Source organism: Geobacter psychrophilus (assembly GCF_056821595.1).
In genome coordinates this window covers 4,431,182-4,449,095 of record NZ_JBXDTU010000004.1, presented here as the reverse complement: position 1 = coordinate 4,449,095, position 17,914 = coordinate 4,431,182, and the positions used below count along the sequence as shown (strand labels likewise).

Below are 17,914 nucleotides of genomic sequence, written 5' to 3'. Positions count from 1 at the left end.
CATGTACGTTATGTGGTTAAAAAGTTGATTTGCAAGACTCGAATTTGCTGCACTCCGGGATGTTTTGAATTAAATCCAACAGAACGGCATTGTCGAATGGCTTGATGAAAAAGTTATCGGCCCCGTTCTGCAAAGCCTTTTCTAAAAGCCGGTCATCACCGGCACCGGTAATAACGAAAATCAGTATGCTAGGGGCGTGCGCCCGGATTGTCGGAATGAAATCAATGCCGTTTCCATCCGGCAGGTTTATATCCAGAACAATGGCAACAAACGTTTGCTGCTTCAGGGACTTGCCGGCTGCTGCCAGAGTAGCTGCTTCGCTGACGTCGTAGCCTTTGTTTGCAAAGTAACGGACAAAACCAAACCGGCTTCCTTCATTGTCTTCGATTAAAAGAATTCTGGGTCTCACGCGTTTTTCTCCAAGGCTATGGGGATATGCACCTCGGCCGAAGAACCAGGGGGAGGAACATTGTTGAAAAGCCGTACAGTGCCACCAATCTCTTCAACAAAGCTCTTAACCAATGCCAGCCCAAGTCCGATACCTTCCGGCCTTTCGGTATAAAACGGATCAAAAAGCCGGGACAGGTTTTCAGGCAAGATGCCGCTACCGGAGTCGGTGATCCGGATGATCGCCGTGGGAACGGTGTGGCTGGATGAATCGTTATCGATGAGGCGAAACATAATCTTGTCACTGACCAGGCTGTGCTGGGCGGCATTTTCCAGAAGATTAAAGATTATCTGTATCAAACGTCCCCGGTTCGCCAAAACGCAGGTCTTCAAGGTTGCGGAGTCCACTGTCAGTTTCACGGGGATTTTATGCGCCGAACCGGATGATTGCCAGAGATCAATGCTTTCCTGGCAGACCTCATACAGCGGTACGGGAAGCAAGCTGGCGGAAGGAACCGTTTTTCCCAGGTCCAGAAGTGAATTCATGAGGAAAGACAGTCGATTGATCTGTATCCGGATATGCTTTATGTACGGATCAAATTCCGGATTGTCTGCAATCACCTGTTCCTTGAACAGCGCCTCGCTGATGGAAAGGATGGCATGGAGCGGGTTGCGGACTTCATGGGCAACCCCGCCGGCAATTTGGCCAATGGTTTCAAGTTTTCCCGACCGGAGCTGTCTTTTCTCCGCCTGTCTGAGTCCGGTTATGTCGATCAGAGCCAGACTGCACTCCTGCCCCGATGTGACGGATACGGCCTCTAAGTGCACATAGATATCTACATTATCCTTGTTCTGAAGCATTATCTCGCTGCTTTTCCTGCCCGGGTCGGTAAAGACGGCAGCGAGAAAGGCATTGAAGTCCGGACGCGATTTCTCTGTGACAAATTGTCCGAAGCGCCGACCGAGCAGTTGTGAACGACTGCTGCCAATGAGGCTGGCGCCGCACAGGTTCACGGAATTGATGGTTCCGTCGTTGTGGAGGGTGAAGTAGCCGACCGGCGCAAAATCGTAGAGGTCGGTGTATTTTTCCAGCGCTGTTTCCAGCGCATCTCTGACTTGGCGGAGCTCGGCATTCTGCATCTCCAGCTCGATCCGGTGGATCTCCAGCTCATGGCCAAGCTGGGAAGGGATTTCCCTGCTGGCAAGTGGTTGCGCTGTAGACCAGTTGATACTCGATCGTTCTTCCGCGTGGAGGTGCAGTTCGGTGGCGGCAAGTGGTGAGCTGTTTTCTGATTCTATTTCCATTGATACGGCCTTCTTGACCTGAAATGTGCTAACACCGTGGTAATGCCGGCTATCGAGTTAATTTCAACAATGGATGCAATGTGAAGCACCCATTGTTGAATTTATGCAAACAATCAACGTGATCCTGAATGATCAACAAGACTTCGAAGCAACCCAATCTGAATTAACGTACCAATCAGCGCTGCTGAACGGGTGCAGGAACAACCACGATCGTGCCTTCACCCTGATCGCCCTTGGCACCCTGGGCTCCGGTAGCACCCTTTTCTGCTGGTGCGCCCGCAGGTCCCGGCGGTCCGGCCGGGCCGGGAACGGTAATAACGACCGGGGGCGCCGGCGGAGCTGCCTGCTGTTTTTCACATGCGCTCAATGCCAGTGCGGAAACTACTGCTGCTGCAACTACAAGTAAAACTCTCATGTTGATTCTCCTTGGTATTAATAAAATACTGAGCGCGGGATTGCGCACAGCTGTGCAAACTGTTCATCTCAGGTGCAGCCACGCAGAAAATACAGCACCACGAGGATCGGGACCGGGATTCCCAGGAGCCACAGCAAAATCCAGCCGACTTTTCCCTTTTCATTGTTAAGCATGGTGATCACCCTTTCCGAGTACCCATGTACAGGCGACTCTTCATATCCGCTATGTAGGCACAAAGCAACTAGAGTGCCAGAGATGATGTGATATAATAGAGATGCAACTGGCTTGATTTACAGGTAATTGCGGAATGTGCTTCTGGAGGGTCGGGGGGAGGCCGTCAATATTGCCCGTCGCGTTTGACGTAACCGTTACATGTGACGGGTTTTGCTGGAGAATGCTTTTGTATCAAATCATAAAGGGCCACCACCGGATGTGTCAGTGATAGCCCTTTCTCTCTTTAGTTATGCTGGATGGTGATGCCTTCGTTCAGATCATTTTACCGCGTCCTTGATTTTATCCCCGGCCTGTTCGATCTTGTCACCGGTCTTTTCTGCTGCCTTGTCTATCTCCTTGCCGGTTCGTTCCATGGGCCCTTCTTTTTTACAGCCGGTCACTCCGGCTATCAGTAAGCCCAACACCAGTACTGCAATAATATTCCTGCTGATCTTCGTCATGTGAATCTCCTTTTCAAGTGGTGTGAAAAAAATGAGTTAAACGCCTTTTGTATTGAATCAATTTGATTCAATTTGTTTCAGATTGTTTTAAGTTGTTGATCGCTGTTGACTGGGGCAGCACCTCTATGCGAAGCGGCTGCAGGGTGTCGAGATGCACGTCACGCTGCGGAAATGCCAGGACGATGCCCTCTTCGGCGAAACGCTGATAGATCATGAAACGGAGGTCGCTGGCTACCTGCAGCGGATTTACTTTGGGGCCGTAATCGATCCAGAAGTAGAGGGCAAAGACCAGTGAACTGTCACCGAAATCCTCAAAAAACACCTCAGGTGCCGGATCTTTCAGAATCTGGCTGTGTTTGCTGCCGCACTCGGCCAGGACATCACGCACCTGGGTTGTCAGGGCGCCGTAGTTGACCCCGACCCGCACGATTCGCCGCAGTTTGGCGTTGGTGTGGGTCCAGTTGGTGACCTTGTTTTCCAGAAAGGTCGAGTTCGGGATCACCGTTTCCACGCCGTCGAAACCGAGGATGGTCGAAGCCCGCATGTCCACCGTGACGATCCTGCCGACAACGCCATCCACATCGATGGTATCCCCGACCTTCATATTGCGCTCCAGCAGGATCAGGATCCCGCTGATGAAGTTCTTGATAATGGTCTGGGTGCCGAATCCGATGCCGATGGCCAAAGCGCCGCCCAGAAAGGCGAAGACGGTCAGCGGGATGCGCGCCAGGTTCAGTGTGATGATAAACAGGGTGAAGATGGTCAGCGCCATCAGCCAGCGGCGTATGACATTGGCCTGATGTGAACTGATATCGAAGCGGGCTATCAAAACCTGCTGAACGCGGCGGCCGATAAATGCCGCTATTGAGTAGCCTAACAGAAACAGTATGAGCGCGCCGACACTCTTGCCGACCGTCACGCCCCGCGAGGTGACGACTTTCTGCCCGGCAACCTCAACGCTGTCCTCGATCGAGAACAGTTCGAAGCGCCAGACGCTGCGGAGTATGTTCGGAAAGGCAGCCATCCAGTCGCGCCCCTTGTCCGAAATACTGCGTGACTTCTGGACCCGTTCACCATCTTCCAGCCACGATACTCTTTCCCTGTCAACCTGTTCAATCGCGGCTATCTGGCGTTCGGCCAGTTCCCTCTGGAACAATTTTGCCGCCAGCAGATTGCTCTCTGCCGTTCGGAGCGGGGTGGGCTCAGTCATTTTGGCCAGCCGCGTCTCCTGCTCATGTTCGGCGGCCCGATACATTTCCAGTTGAAGTTTGGCGGACTCCAGCCATGGTTTGATGCTTTCCTGGCTTGTGCGGAATTCGGCCAAGATGGCGAGCCGTTTTTGTGTATCTGTTCCGGTGACAGCGATAAAGCGCTGTTCCCAGGCGGTCACGTCAGACTTGTTTATTGCAACCAGCGCCGAGACAACTTCGCTCTCAAAGCGTGTGCTTTCCACCCAGGCCAGGGCCGCACGGTTTTGTGCGTCCAGGACTTCTCGTTTCGCTACTGTCGTTGATGAGACGTCCTCTTTGGCGTTGCTGAGCGCAAAGGCTTCCAACGCCTGCTGCGTCAGTGCCTGCGCACTCCTGCTGCGCGTGTCGCGAGCCAGTGAGGCCTCCAGTTCCTGTTCGAGGCTTAGCAGGCTGGCCTTCAGACGGGCCTGTGCCTTGTCCAGATCTGCCCGGCTGAACTGCATCCGCTTTCCGGCTTCCGCCAGGTGCCGTTCCAACAGTTCCAGTTCTATTTTTGCAATTCCGCAGCGCTCACCAAGCACCTCGTAACGCAGGGCTATCAGGGCAGCCATGGCGTCGGCGTTACGTGTCCGCAGCCCTGTCAGCTCCTTTTGCAGGGCAGCAGTCGATTGCTCTTCGGCATTCCGGGCGCGTTCAAGTACATCGACCGCCTTGCGTCCCATCTCCTGAGATTGTTTGGCCGCTTCCCGGTAGTGCGAAACCTGTCGGGCAAGAAGTTCCTGGTTCGTGTTGAGCCCGCGTGCCTTGGCACGGGCTGTCAGCACAGAGCCCATCAGTTCATCAACCTTCAGAATCGAATAGGGGGGAGGTTCGGGGAAACCGGCCCAGCTCTTTGCTTTCTGCTCGGCAACTGTGCGGGAGGAGCGCAATTCTTCCCGTTCGGCAATCAGGTTGAGTTGGGAATTGAGCCGGGTAACCAGTCCATCGAGGAGACGATATTTTTCTTTCAGATCCTGCCGGGCATTTCCAGGGACGTTAGCAAGTGCTCGCTCCGCCTGGGCCTTCGTCAGCGCAGCTTTCGTAATTTCGAGCTGCTGCTCCGGGCTGGCCGGTTTTTCTTGCGCTTCGGTCCCGGCTTTATCGGTCTTCATGATGTTTGCCAGTTTGGGGATCTGGGCATAGGCAGATGGACTGAAGATCGGGCTTACCAGCAGTAGTAGCGCCAGTAAACGGCAGTTGCACCGCAAAATTATTGAAAAAGATTTTGACACCATTATGGTGCATCGTTTTTGAGTCTTAAGCACCTGATTATCCTCAGCGTTTCTCGCTTAGAAGTGCCTGCTTTTGGCCGCTTCCTCTACGGTAGATGCTTTCTTTAGATGTAATGTTAAGCAGAGACCTCTTCGTTACATCATGCCCGCTTCAGGTAGGCGTTAATCGTTCCAGCAGCGCGCTTGCCGTCACCCATGGCCAGGATAACGGTTGCACCGCCCCTGACGATGTCTCCGCCGGCAAAGACCCCTGGAATGCTGGTCTCACTGTCTGTATTGATCAGGATATTGCCCCGCTTGTCGAGGGTGAGATCGGGAGCGGATGCGGTCAGCAGCGGGTTGGCACTGGTGCCGACTGCGTCGATGACGACGCCTGCCGGCAGTTCGAACTCGGAACCTGCAATCGCCCGGGGAGAGCGGCGTCCGGATGCGTCCGGCTCGCCGAGCTCCATCTTCTGGCAGCGCAGGGCCGAGACCCAGCCGTCCTGTGTCCCGAGGACCTCTGTCGGGGCGGTCAGCATGATAAATTCCACCCCTTCTTCCCTGGCGTGCTTTATTTCTTCAAGCCTGGCGGGCATCTCAGACTCGCCGCGCCGGTACACGAGCATGGCCCGTTCGGCACCCAGCCTGCGGGCCGTTCTGACGCAGTCGATGGCGGTATTTCCGCCGCCGATGACAGCCACCTCGCGCCGTTTGATGATCGGTGTCGAGCTGTCGTCCCTGCGTCCGGCTTCCATCAGATTAACGCGGGTTAGGAACTCGTTGGCCGCATAGACCCCTTTCAGGTTTTCTCCCGGAATGTTCAGCATGGCCGGCAGCCCGGCGCCGTTGGCGATGAAAACCGCATCAAACTGACTGCGCAGTTCAGCGATGGTAAGGGTTTTTCCGATGATGACATTGCATTCGATGACAACCCCCAGCTCGCTCAGCAGGGCTACCTCGCGGTCGATGATCTGCTTGGGCAGGCGGAATTCCGGGATGCCGTAGCGCAGCACCCCGCCGGTATCGTGCAGGGCCTCGAAGATTGTTACGGCATGGCCGAGCCGGGCCAGTTCACCTGCGGCGGTCAGGCCGGCCGGACCACAGCCGACTACGACAACCGATGTGCCGGATGCAGTGGGTGTCGGATCTTTCAGCAGTTGTTCCGGGTGCTGTTGCGCCCAGTCGGCCACGTAGCGTTCCAGGTAGCCGATGGCGACCGCTGCGCCCTTGATGCCGCGAATGCAAAGTTTCTCGCACTGGGTTTCCTGGGGACAGACCCGGCCGCAGACCGCGGGCAGGGCGTTATCGCCCCGCAGGATCCGGGCGGAGCGGGGCAGGTCTTCCTCGGCCAGCGCCTTGATGAATTCGGGTATTGAGACTCCGACCGGGCAGCCGGCAACACAGGCCCGGTTCGTGCACTGCAGGCAGCGGTGCGCCTCGGTGAGCGCCTGGTTGTCGCTGAGCCCACGGTTCACTTCTTCGAAGTTCCGGCTCCTGGTGTCAGCCGGCAGCTGGGGCATGACTACCCGTTCTATGGCCATCCGTTCTTTTGCCGTCAGTGTGTTGCTCATGCTGCCACCTCCCGGCTGATCCTGCACTCTGAGTAGTCTGTAGCATTTACATACATATAGGCCTCTATTTAATAACCGCAGTTTTGTCTAAGTCAGCAAGCTCAGAAAACGTCAGTGACTTCCGGTTTTTGCTTTTAGCCTCCCCTCCCGCAGGGGAGGGGGGACTTTTATGGCATCCGCATGAACCAAGCCGGATAATTCTCAGAAAACATCAGTGATAAGTGACCGTCAGCAAAGGTGCCCGGTTGATTGTTGTGTCGTCTATTTCGATAAGACCCCGGAAAACGAACCCATCATCCTCCAAAATGCGGATCTGAAAGTTGCTCAATCCACGTCGCTGGGCTTCTGCCATCAATGAGGTTACATCTATCCTGACGTTGCGTAGAACGTCGGCACTGGATATGGGAGGTATAATCGTCGTAAAGGCCAGAGGCGGCAGGCTGATGCGAGAATAATCCGAGGGCTGCAATGTCTGGGGGGGGTAGGAGACAAGCTCGATACGAATTGGGATTGAACTTGCCGAGGGATGTAAAATAATGCTGTTGATGAAGATATCGAGAGTCGCTGCATCAATGATGGCGCTGCCGGGAACTCCGCCTGTACCTGTCAATGGGAATACCAGGAAAGCACGGTATTCATTTAGTGTGAAAGGATCAATGCCGGCAAACACACTTGAGGCATTGAGCGGTGATACCGTGATACCGTTCAGGATATCTCCGTCGTACGCCAGGGTACTGGGGATCGACGTTACAACCTGCGTCACAACCACAGGAGCTGGGCTGCTGCCTCCATCTCCGCACCCGGACAGCATCAGTATTGTGTACATCATCAAAGCCGCAACAAGTAACTTTTTCATAGCAATCTCCCTTTTCTTTCAATTTACAAGATTCTCATCTTGCCTGATTCATGACTACCCGTTCAATGGCCATCCGTTCTTTTGCTGTCAGTGTGCTGCTCATGGCGCCACCTCCCGGCCGATTTTGCACTCTGCGGGTGCGTGTGCACCGGACTCTTCGATGCGGTAACTGCTCAAACGGTCGCTCAGGCCGTCAAAATCAACCAGATGGGCATCGAATTCCGGCCCGTCCACGCAGGCGAACTTTGTTTCGGAGCCGATCTGCACCCGGCAGCCGCCGCACATGCCGGTACCGTCAATCATGATCGGGTTGAGGCTGACGATGGTTTCTATCCCCTGCGGGCGGGTCAGTTCGGCAACCGCCTTCATCATCGGCACCGGACCGACGGCAAAGACCGCCTGGGGGATGCGCTCCGGATCGGCCAGCATGTTGGCCAGGGGACCGGTAACGAAGCCCTTGGTTCCCAGGCTGCCGTCCTCCGTGGTGACCAGAAAGGTATGAGAGAGCGGGGTGAGTTCGTCGGCGAGCAGGATGAAGCGGCTGGAACGCCCGCCGATGATTGTGGTGACCTGGTTCCCGGCCTTTGCCAGCGCCTTCACCATCGGGAAGAGCACCGCTGTCCCGACACCGCCGCCGATGCAGCACACGCGCCCCCAGTTGATGATGCGGGTACCCTTGCCGAGCGGACCTGCCACATCCCGGATGCTTCCGCCAGCCGGTGTAGCGACGATCTTTCTGGTCGAGGCGCCGATGGCCTGGATGAAGAGGGTGATCGTTCCGGCTGCCGGGTCCGCATCGCTGATGGTGAGCGGTATCCGTTCTGCACCCTGGTCCAGCCTGACCATGACGAACTGCCCGGGCTTGCGGGCGCGTGCTATGCGCGGGGCCGACACCACCATCCTGTGGAGGTTCTCGGCGAGGATTTCGTTACTGACTACGTTGAACATGCTGACTCCAGAAAATAGAGATGCTTTTGTGCGTGCACATCAGCTCAAAGCTTTGGGAACCGTATGCGGCTGACCATCAGTGAGCCGGAAACTGCGAAGATCAGCACCAGCGGATGCAGAATAAAACCGGCGATCGTGACCTGACCGAACCAGAGAGTGTCGCGGACTGCGCCCTGCCAAGCCGCAAAGCACAACACCAGAACCAGCAGCAGTGAGGTCGGGATGGGTGTGCCTTCGAAGTATTTTACCTTGCCCGCATCCCCGGACAGCTCATCGGCCGTCACATTGTAGCGCGCCAGGCGGGACACACCGCAGGCCACAAAACAGGTCAGGATGATCCGGTCGTAGAGGCCCTGCATGCCGCAGCCATAGGCAATCACGGCCGGGGCGACACCGAAGGAGATGACATCGGCCAGGGAGTCGAGCTCGCGGCCCATGACGGAATTCTTCTGCCGCCACCGGGCAATCCGGCCATCCAGGACATCGAAGACCAGGGCGGCGACAACCATACCGCAGGCAAAGTAGACATGCCTGACCGCGTAGGTTTGCAGGTAGGTCAGCATGGAAAACAGTGCCCCGGTGCCGCAGACCGCATTGGCCAGGGTGAACCAGTCGGCCAACTGGAATTCCCGAATCATGGAAAAGGGCTTGTTGCGTGTAGGTATCGTCATGGTCTTCAGGTTCTCCTGCTCATATCCGGGGTTGGGCGTTTTCTTCGCATTCGTCTGCTTCGGTTTTTGTCGGCAGACTTTTTTCTTCCTTATGGCGATCCGTAGCGATCTCGACGGCGATGGCAGCGGCCTGTTCGGCGGGCATGCCTTCGGCCCGGCGCTCATACTCCTCTTCACCGCGATCGTCCCGTTCCCTGATCTCCACGTCTTCAGCCTGTTCCTGCTGACCGGGCAGCTCGACGCGCAGCTCTTCGATAAACATCAAAACCGCTGCAGCTACCGGCAGGGCCAGAAGTGCCCCGACAACGCCCGATAACACGCTGCCCGCCAACAGCGAAAAGAGAATGATGGACGATGGCAGACGCAAGGCGCGCCCATAGATCCTGGGGATCAGCAGACGGCTTTCGAATGTTTCGTAGGCCAGCATCAGAACAAGCACGATGATGATGATGTCAGGACCGCGCGGCAGTGCTGCCACCACTGCTGCCCCGACCGAAAGCAGGGCGCCGATGTAGGGCAGGACATCGACAACGCCGGCAAACACCGCTATGGCCAGGGCGTTTGCAACACCGCAGGACTTCAGAAGGATGAACACGAAGATAGCCATGAAGGCCGAGGTGATCACCTGCCCGCGGATGTAGCCGCCGACGATGGTTTCCAGGTTCAGCATGATCCGGGAAAGCCGGATATGGTGGGAACGGGGAACTACCAGAAAGAGGCCGCCCCGCAAGCGGTCCCGGTCGATCATGATGTACAGCGCCAGAAAGATGGAGCTCAGGACATAGGCGAAGATCGCGATGGCGCGGGCAGAGTACTCGTAGGCATTCGAGGCGGCCATCCTGACCAGGTCGCCGGAGTGCACCTTGCGCAGCAGTTCCGCCAGGGGGTTGGTCAGGTGGGAGCCCGCCAGCCATTTTGCCAGCAGCGACCGCAGGGCCGGTTCCTGGTCCATCAGGTCCGTGGCCTGGGCCAGGAGTGAAGGAATTGTCATGGTGATGATCAGCGCCGTTGTCACCATGAGCGCGGTGAATACCAATGCAATGCCTATCCCCCGACGCATGCGCCGCTCTTCGAGCCACCTGACCGCCGGGCTCATGGTGCCGACAATAACGAGCGCCGCTACGAGTACCAATACTACCGGCAGAAGCCGGTTCAGCACCCATAGGCCTCCGATGACGAGCAGCAGTGCGATGATGGCGCCGGGAGACGGTTCAATACGAATTACGCGGGGACGGATTGTTTTGGGGGAGGATTCAACGTTTTCTTGATAAGGCATCTCGGTAGTCTCCGTTCCGGCATGGGCCAAATTCGAGGCGGACTTCATTGCTGGGAATCCGACTCGAATATGGTCTTGTTGTATTTACAACCGGTTCATAGACCGAGCGAAACAGACAGCTCAGTTACCAAAAAACAACGGTGGTAAAAAGATGCTGAGTCCCGTTGGACGGGGTGGTGCATAGATGACCTGCGGTTCGACATACACACGTTCCCGGTACACAGGAGGAGCCTGGTAATACCGTCTACCTTGATTATAGCGGCCATGACTACGTCGACCGCGGTCATACTCTCGTTCTCTATGTTCGTAACGTTCGTTGTCGTTTCTTTCAAATCGCTCTTCGTGATCTCTGCAGTGGGCAGGTAACACACCAATAGCGCCTATCATAGTGGTCAGCACAAGCGTCAACATAACCTTGCCCGCTATGGATCTAACATTCCATGAGCCTGCTGTTTTCATAACGTCGCTCCATTTTTGGGTCGATTCCAATCGCCTGATCGGCGTCAATCTTGTCGTAGTGTCTGTGTCAGGTCTCATTTAATCTTCTTTTTACCATGTCTTCCGGTCTGCATGATGGCATCGGTGCTGGCCTTCTGATCATCCGACATGATGACATACAGCGATTCGAAAGGTGGGATGAGTTTCTTCAACTGGTCCAGCTGGATTTCTGAAATCTGGCTGTGGAATTTCAAACGCTCGATAGCATTGAGGTTGGCAGTGACTTCTTTCCTGTCTTTTCTCAAGGCATCCATGACCTTCGCATTTTCCCGCATGACCTGGGTAAGGGCATTCCATGATGCTGTCTGGCTGTCGGTGATCTTCAGAGCGTCCTGCAGCAGTTTGATGCGGGCCTCGGTATGCTCGACCGCAGACATTCTGGCAACTTCCGGCGCTTTCTTTTTGGCTGTGGCTGCAGAGGCCGCATTCGGACTGGCGAAAAAGATAGCCGATAGAAAAGCAACCATCACAACAAGTGTAGCTGGTACAGCAATTTTAAAAGCACTTCGATTCATGATCTGTCTCCTTTTGTTATGGTCTGGTCTCTGATTGCTCGCTGACCAACCTTACCAGGAACAGCGCAACTTGCATGCCACTGGAGATATGTGCGTGCCTGGAGTGCAACTGAATGATTATACAGGGAAAGGTGGAACTGCTGTCTGCGTGGGGAAGGGAAAACCGTCAGTGAAATCCGTCATGTTTGACATAACTGCAATATATGACGGACAAAGTCTATTGTTGTTTGTGATGTGGATGCTATGTGGAATTTTGCTCAGGAGTGCTGATCTTCCGTTCAATCCTTCTCCCTGTGGGAGAAGGATTGAACGAAGGCCGGATGAGGGAGATTACGGGTTTGAAATCAACGTGTTTCCGTCACCCTGGCCCTCTCCCCGAGGGAGAGGGGACTGTGAAAAGACGTAAGAATGATCATCGCAAATCAGGAATTTATATTTACTGCCGGACGATTCCGTATTTCCGCATCCGGGCGCGCAACGTGCTGGCGTTGAGACCCAGGAGCACCGCCGCGCCGTTTTTACCCTCGATGCGCCAACCGGTTTTCTGCAACACCTGCAGGACGTGGTCGTGTTCCAACTCGGCCAGGGCTTTGATGTCCTGCCCATCCGCTTCCTCGGTCTTGCGGAATGTGTCGAAACGGTCCAGGACCTGCAGTGCAGTGCCCCGGCTGATGATGACCGCCCGCTCGATGACGCTTTCCAGCTCGCGCACGTTGCCGGGCCAGTGGTATTCCTGGAGGGCGTTCAGGGTCTCTTTTGTGACGGTCTCGATCCGTTTGCCGATTTTGAGATTGAATTTATTGACAAAGTGATTGACCAGCAGCGGGATGTCTTCCTTGCGCTTACGGAGCGGCGGCATGGTGATGGGAAAGACATTCAGCCGGTAGAACAGGTCTTCGCGGAACTTGCCGTTTTTGACCTCGTCTGCCAGATTGCGGTTGGTGGCGGCGATGATGCGTACATCGGTCTTGATGGTGCGGGGACTGCCCAGGCGTTCAAACTCGCCGTCCTGGATGACCCGCAGCAGTTTGCATTGCAGCTCCAGCGGCATCTCGCCGATTTCGTCCAGGAAGATCGTGCCGCCGTCGGCCAGCTCGAAGCGCCCGATCTGGCGGGCATCGGAGCCGGTGAAGGCCCCCCGTTCCCGTCCGAAGAGTTCGCTTTCCACCAGGGTCGCCGGCAGTGTCGTACAATCGACGGTGATCAAGGGCCGCCCCTTGCGGGTACTGCTGCTGTGGATGGCGCGCGCCACCACCCCCTTGCCGGTGCCGGTTTCGCCCAGCAGCAGGACAGTGGCATTCATGGGGGCCACCTGCTCGACCTGGGTGAATACGCAGGTGAGGGCATTGCTTTGGCCGACAATCTCGCCGAAGTTGTAGCGACGGTCAACCTCGTACTGCAGGTAGATGTTCTCAGCCTGGAGCCGGTCCTTCAGCACTTTGATTTCCGCAAAGGTACCCTGAAGCGACTTCTCAGCCTTCTTGCGCTCCTCTATTTCCTGGGTGAGTTGCAGATTCGCTTTGAGCAGGTCTCCGGTCTGTTCCCTGATCTTCAGCTCCATCACTTCGTGAGACTGCTGCAGTTCGTCTTCAGCACGCTTGCGATCGGTGATATCGTAGATATACATGCGAGCACAATTGCAGTGAGGTGTCAGGATGATTTTTTCTCCGAAGACCCGCTCCATGATGATGACCTGGCTGCTGAGTTCCACCAGCTGTGTTATGTCCCAATTTTCTAATATGTTATTCAAATCCGGTGGCAGGAAGAGCAGCATATCCGCTTCACTCAGACCCAGGGCTTCCAGGCTGTTGACCGCGGCCAGGTTGAAGTAGGTAATCCGGCCGGTGGTATCCACCTCCAGGATCGGATTCGGACTCATTTGAGGGAACGATGCGAGATGCGCTGTCCGATTCTCCAGCTGTTTACGTTCAGTTATATCGATGAGCGCCATGCGGCATTCGCGCCCGGACGGATCGGCGATGGCCTCGATCCGAGCAAATACCGGTGAGTTCCCTTCGGAAGCAAGCATCAGCTCGCAAGATTCCCTGCTATGGCTCTGTAAGGTATCACTGAGAAATTCAGTGAACTGCCGCTGGTTTTCGGCGGAGACGAACTGACCGAAACGGCGGCCGATCAGCCGGGAACGTTCAATCCTGAGGAGGCTGGCAGCAGTCAGGTTGGCGGACTCTACGGTCCCTTCGTGGCTGAGGGTGAAATAACCGATCGGGGCGAAGTCATAGAGTTCGGTATAGTTTTCAAGGGCTTGCTCGACCGCATCCCTGGCGTGACGGAGTTCCGTGTTCTGCATCTCCAGTTCGATCTGGTGGACCTCAAGCTCATGGACGACCCGCTGCGTCTCCTGCTTGGTGCGCGGTGGATGCACTTCAGCGGCTTTCACCTGCAATTGCTCTTCCGCCTGATGGCGCAGCTCAGCGGCGGCTGTGGAAATGCTCGTGTCTCTGCCGGTACGATCCAATGTGAACTCTCTTTCTTACCCAACGGCAGTGTGGGGAATGTATGTCATTTCTGTGTCACAGCCCGTTGTTTTGTATTCTCATTAGAAGTTGTATCAGGATTCTGTCAGAGGATGCAATATATTATTTATGGTGCAATCATCACGTCTGCTTGTCGGAGGACAGACTTCACCGCCCCCCGAAAATCTGCCTGAATAGTTTTGACGACAGTCAGTTCAGGGGGTATGGTTATACCTTGAAAAACCCGATATCACAAATGTCAATCCGAAAACCCTGACCATGATAAGTAGAACAGCTTTAATTACTAATAGTTACGAGGTGCCTCATGCCAGAATCAGTGCCCGCAGTCAAAGATATGTTCCGCATCCGCGAGATGGCCATCGATGATTTTTCCAAGGTCTTTCATATCGGCGAGCAGGTCTTTACCGTCGAATATTCCCAGAGTCTCTACCGCACCTGGGATGAATATGAAATCACCACGCTCTTCAATTCGGACAGCGAACTCTGTCTGGTGGCGGAGGCCGGGGATGATATCCTCGGCTTCGTGCTGGGTACCACGGTCACGAAGCACAACTCACCCTGGAAATACGGCTATCTGGTCTGGCTGGGGGTCCGCAAGGACATTCAGCAGGGCGGGGTGGGCAGCGGTCTGTTCAAGGAGATCAAGCATCGCATGAAGGAACAGGGTGTAAGGATGATGATTATCGACACATCCGCCGACAACCTGCCGGCGGTCAGCTTCTTCAAAAAGCAGGGCTTTGACGATGTGCAGGAGCATGTCTACATGTCCCTGAACCTGACCCGCAAGAGCAGAAAAAAAACGGTAAAAAAATCATGAGCGCCCGCCTGGAAAAAGTCTGGCAGGCCATCAACCCGGAGCGGCTGCGCACAACCTTCCTTGAACTGCTGGACATCTATTCACCGTCAGGCAAGGAGGAGGATATCCAGCTCTATCTGGAAGAGCTCCTGACCCGGGCCGGTTTCAGCGTGGAACGGCAGGAGGTGGACGAGGACCGCTATAACCTGCGCTGTACCATGGGGCCGGAAGAGCCGCAGCTCTATCTGGTGGGACATGTGGATACGGTTCCGGCCTGGGATCTGGATGACTCGGGACCGCAACAGGAGGACGGTCTCATCTGTGGCCTGGGGAGCGCCGATATGAAGGGGGGCTGCGCTGCCATGGTCGAGGCCTGGCTGGCACTGGCCGAAGCGCTGGAACCGGATGAGCGGCCATCGATCGGGCTGCTGCTGGTAGTGGGCGAGGAAGAAAACGGCGATGGCAGTGCGGTCTTCCTCGCAACCTGCCGCCCGTCCTGGGTGGTCATCGGCGAACCGACCAGCCTGGCGGCCGGTTTCGCCCATTACGGCTACCTGGAGGCCGGTTTCGTGACGCGCGGTCTGCGCAGCCATTCCTCGCTGCCCGAACTGGGACATAATGCGGTTGAATCGATGCTGCGCGTGCTGCTGCATCTGGGGAATGACCCGCTGTTTGACCGGGCCAAAACGGAGATTGTCTATTCCATCAGGGAGATGCGGTCCTCACAGGCCGGTTTTGTCGTTCCGGATCGCTGTGAAGCCTGGATTGATCTGCATCTGCCGCCCGGGCATGACCCGGCCGAGCTCCAGGATGCGATCCGTCTGTGCGTGGCGAACCTTGACCAGCAAATACCCGGACTGGATCTGGACGTTGCCTTTGACTTTGCCTCCACCGGCTACAGTCTCGGCACTGAGAACCATCTGGCGCAGACCTTACAGGAGGTCTATCCGCGGCTTGATCTGCCGCTGCAGATCAATGCCTTCCGCTCCCATTCCGATGGCAATCTCTTTTTTGCGGCCGGGGTAAAGCCGCTGATCCTCGGTCCCGGCTCCCTGGAAACCGCCCATACCCCTGATGAACGGGTGGCCTTTGACGAAGTCTCAGCCGCCGCCCGCATCTATGCGGCCCTCTGTCTCGGAACATTATGATTGAACAGAGGATTTTGATAAGCGATTTCGACGGCACCATGACCGAACGCGATTTTTTCTGGGTGGCCCTGGACCGCATGCCGGCCGGCACAATAGAGCCGTGGGAGCGTTATGAGCAGGGTCTGAACAGCCACTTTGCCGCTCTGGCGGAGATTTTTGCCGGGCTGCGGATCGATGGGCAGGAACTGGATGCGATTCTGGCGGAAATGCAGCTCGATAGCGGCCTGGCCGAGAGGGTTGAGCGATTGCGGTTGTCGGGCTGGTCGCTGGTGATCGCCTCGGCCGGTTGTGAGTTCTATATACAGCGGATGCTTCGCCAAACAGGTGTTAGGGCGATCGTCCACGCCAATCCGGGGAGCTTTATCCCCGGCCAGGGGCTGTTCATGGAACCGCCCCTGCAGTCGCCGTTTTATACGGCTGCAACCGGGATCGACAAGGCTGCCGTCGTCCGCTATTACCTGCAGCAGGGCATTGAAGTCGCTTTTGCCGGAGACGGCCGCCCGGATCTGGCACCGGCGCTGCTGGTGCCGTCAGGGTTCCGCTTCGCAAAGGGGTGGCTGGCCGATGAACTGGAACGACTTCGCGAACCATTCGTGCGTTTCGACCGCTGGTGCGAGATTCCAGAACGCTTGTCGGAGGGGGCTCAATGACTGCACGAATGAGCATTGCCATTCCGGAGCTGGTCAGGATCAAGAGCGGGGCGCTGGAAAAGCTCGGCAGCTACTGCAGTCGCGGCGGATTCCGCAGTGTGGCGGTCGTTGCCAGCAGCGATATGCCGGACGGTCTGGCCGCGTCAGTAAGAACTGCGCTGGCGGCAGCGAATATCCAGGTCGAACATTGGCTGTCCTGTGCTGAAGCCAGCTTTGAACAGGCGCAGAGTCTTTTTACATCCCTGCCGTCCGATGTTTCGGCGGTTATCGGGCTGGGCGGGGGTAGGGCGCTGGATGTGGCCAAATATGTGGCCTTCCTGGCCCGGATTCCCAATATTGCCGTGCCGACGTCGCTTTCCAATGACGGATTCTGCAGCCCGGGTGTCAGCCTTACGGTTGCGGGCCGCAAACGTTCACTTCCGGCAGCCATGCCCTACGGCGTGGTCATCGACACGGCTGCCTGCCTGGCCGCCCCCCAACAACTCTGGTTGTCCGGGGTCGGAGATCTGGCCGCAAAATTGACCGCTGTGCGGGACTGGAAGCTAGCCTTCCACGCCAGCGCTGAACCGTTCAATGATTTCGCGGCCCTGCTGTCCGACGCTACGGTCTTTCAGTTCATTTCCCGCCCGGTCAGGGATCTGGAGGGCGTCCGGCTGCTGGGAACCTCCCTGATGCTGAACGGCATCGCAATGGAGGTCTGCAATTCATCGCGCCCGGCCAGCGGCAGCGAACACCTCATCTCCCATGCGCTGGACCGGAACTCTGCAAGACCCCGCCTGCATGGTCTCCAGGTCGGCGTGGCTGCATATCTGGTCAGCAGGCTGCAGGGCGGGGAACATACGGACATCATCGGCAGCCTGTTCGCTGCGACCGGTTTCTGGGAGATGATCAGGAGCGATCCCTTCAGCAGTGCTGAATGGATTGAGGCGCTCCGCTTGGCTCCTGACATCAAGGAGGGCTTCTATACGGTACTTTCCACACGGGATTGCGTGGAAGAGATCCGTGCGATGCTGGAACACGATTCCGCCCTGGCGGGATGTTTCACTGTCTGACGTCTACCCGCTGCTGCAGTAAGTCCCGTCATATTTGACAGTTTATGTTATGCATGACGGTTGCCAAGTGCGGCCTTACGTTTTACCTCCCCCCGATACAACAACTTTCCCTTTTATAATCATGCTGTTGCAGTGAAAGTGAGCCTTAAATCATCTCTGGCATGTTAGTTGCGACTTAGCATTGCATAGCATGGGGGCATTGATATGCCCATTG

The 17,914-nt window shown here is 56.2% G+C and carries 17 protein-coding genes; 4 read left to right on the top strand and 13 right to left on the bottom strand.

Features of this window, described 5'->3' with window-relative positions:
* Positions 1 to 16 precede the first annotated feature (16 nt).
* From ACOCF6_RS23205 to ACOCF6_RS23145, 13 genes are all read right to left on the bottom strand, one after another.
* A complete protein-coding gene (locus ACOCF6_RS23205; protein ID WP_482462772.1) occupies positions 17 to 409 on the bottom strand; it encodes a response regulator in 393 nt (130 codons plus the stop codon).
* Entirely contained in the window at positions 406 to 1,692 is a 1,287-nt protein-coding gene (locus tag ACOCF6_RS23200) for a two-component system sensor histidine kinase NtrB (protein ID WP_482462767.1), read from the bottom strand. The genes ACOCF6_RS23205 and ACOCF6_RS23200 overlap by 4 nt, the downstream gene beginning before the upstream one ends.
* Before the next feature lie 175 nt (positions 1,693 to 1,867).
* Positions 1,868 to 2,107 carry a hypothetical protein gene (locus ACOCF6_RS23195; RefSeq protein ID WP_482462765.1) on the bottom strand — a complete coding sequence of 80 codons (240 nt, stop codon included), beginning with the start codon at positions 2,105 to 2,107 and terminating at the stop codon, positions 1,868 to 1,870.
* Positions 2,108 to 2,598: 491 nt separating this feature from the next.
* Positions 2,599 to 2,781, bottom strand: a complete 183-nt coding sequence (locus tag ACOCF6_RS23190; RefSeq protein ID WP_482462763.1) for a hypothetical protein — start codon at positions 2,779 to 2,781, stop codon at positions 2,599 to 2,601.
* Positions 2,782 to 2,848: 67 nt separating this feature from the next.
* Positions 2,849 to 5,245: a mechanosensitive ion channel family protein gene (locus ACOCF6_RS23185; RefSeq protein WP_482462761.1), complete on the bottom strand. Its 2,397-nt coding sequence runs from the start codon at positions 5,243 to 5,245 to the stop codon at positions 2,849 to 2,851.
* A gap of 137 nt (positions 5,246 to 5,382) precedes the next feature.
* On the bottom strand, positions 5,383 to 6,795 hold the full coding sequence (gene gltA, locus ACOCF6_RS23180) for an NADPH-dependent glutamate synthase (RefSeq protein ID WP_482462759.1): 1,413 nt from the start codon (positions 6,793 to 6,795) through the stop codon (positions 5,383 to 5,385).
* A gap of 211 nt (positions 6,796 to 7,006) precedes the next feature.
* On the bottom strand, positions 7,007 to 7,651 hold the full coding sequence (locus ACOCF6_RS23175) for a hypothetical protein (protein ID WP_482462758.1): 645 nt from the start codon (positions 7,649 to 7,651) through the stop codon (positions 7,007 to 7,009).
* A 99-nt stretch (positions 7,652 to 7,750) separates the two neighbouring features.
* Positions 7,751 to 8,599, bottom strand: a complete 849-nt coding sequence (locus ACOCF6_RS23170) for a sulfide/dihydroorotate dehydrogenase-like FAD/NAD-binding protein (protein WP_482462756.1) — start codon at positions 8,597 to 8,599, stop codon at positions 7,751 to 7,753.
* Positions 8,600 to 8,643: 44 nt separating this feature from the next.
* Positions 8,644 to 9,270: a CDP-diacylglycerol--serine O-phosphatidyltransferase gene (gene pssA, locus ACOCF6_RS23165; protein WP_482462754.1), complete on the bottom strand. Its 627-nt coding sequence runs from the start codon at positions 9,268 to 9,270 to the stop codon at positions 8,644 to 8,646.
* A gap of 19 nt (positions 9,271 to 9,289) precedes the next feature.
* The gene (locus ACOCF6_RS23160) at positions 9,290 to 10,546 is read right to left on the bottom strand and encodes an AI-2E family transporter (protein WP_482462752.1); all 1,257 of its coding nucleotides are present in this window, start codon (positions 10,544 to 10,546) and stop codon (positions 9,290 to 9,292) included.
* A gap of 120 nt (positions 10,547 to 10,666) precedes the next feature.
* Positions 10,667 to 11,005 (bottom strand): hypothetical protein, encoded by a 339-nt coding sequence (locus ACOCF6_RS23155; RefSeq protein WP_482462750.1) that lies wholly within the window; start codon positions 11,003 to 11,005, stop codon positions 10,667 to 10,669.
* A 74-nt stretch (positions 11,006 to 11,079) separates the two neighbouring features.
* Positions 11,080 to 11,559, bottom strand: a complete 480-nt coding sequence (locus ACOCF6_RS23150) for a Spy/CpxP family protein refolding chaperone (RefSeq protein WP_482462749.1) — start codon at positions 11,557 to 11,559, stop codon at positions 11,080 to 11,082.
* 436 nt (positions 11,560 to 11,995) lie between these two features.
* On the bottom strand, positions 11,996 to 14,035 hold the full coding sequence (locus tag ACOCF6_RS23145) for a sigma 54-interacting transcriptional regulator (RefSeq protein ID WP_482462747.1): 2,040 nt from the start codon (positions 14,033 to 14,035) through the stop codon (positions 11,996 to 11,998).
* 323 nt (positions 14,036 to 14,358) lie between these two features.
* Between ACOCF6_RS23145 and ACOCF6_RS23140 the strand changes: the two genes are divergently transcribed.
* The 4 genes from ACOCF6_RS23140 to ACOCF6_RS23125 are packed head-to-tail and all read left to right on the top strand — an operon-like array spanning position 14,359 to position 17,700.
* On the top strand, positions 14,359 to 14,871 hold the full coding sequence (locus ACOCF6_RS23140) for a GNAT family N-acetyltransferase (protein WP_482462745.1): 513 nt from the start codon (positions 14,359 to 14,361) through the stop codon (positions 14,869 to 14,871).
* Positions 14,868 to 15,998, top strand: coding sequence for a M20 family metallopeptidase (locus ACOCF6_RS23135; protein WP_482462743.1), 1,131 nt, complete (start codon positions 14,868 to 14,870; stop codon positions 15,996 to 15,998). Before ACOCF6_RS23140 ends, ACOCF6_RS23135 begins: the two co-directional genes overlap by 4 nt.
* Positions 15,995 to 16,648: an HAD-IB family phosphatase gene (locus ACOCF6_RS23130; RefSeq protein ID WP_482462741.1), complete on the top strand. Its 654-nt coding sequence runs from the start codon at positions 15,995 to 15,997 to the stop codon at positions 16,646 to 16,648. Before ACOCF6_RS23135 ends, ACOCF6_RS23130 begins: the two co-directional genes overlap by 4 nt.
* Positions 16,645 to 17,700: an iron-containing alcohol dehydrogenase family protein gene (locus tag ACOCF6_RS23125; protein ID WP_482462739.1), complete on the top strand. Its 1,056-nt coding sequence runs from the start codon at positions 16,645 to 16,647 to the stop codon at positions 17,698 to 17,700. Before ACOCF6_RS23130 ends, ACOCF6_RS23125 begins: the two co-directional genes overlap by 4 nt.
* The last annotated feature ends 214 nt before the right edge of the window (positions 17,701 to 17,914 follow it).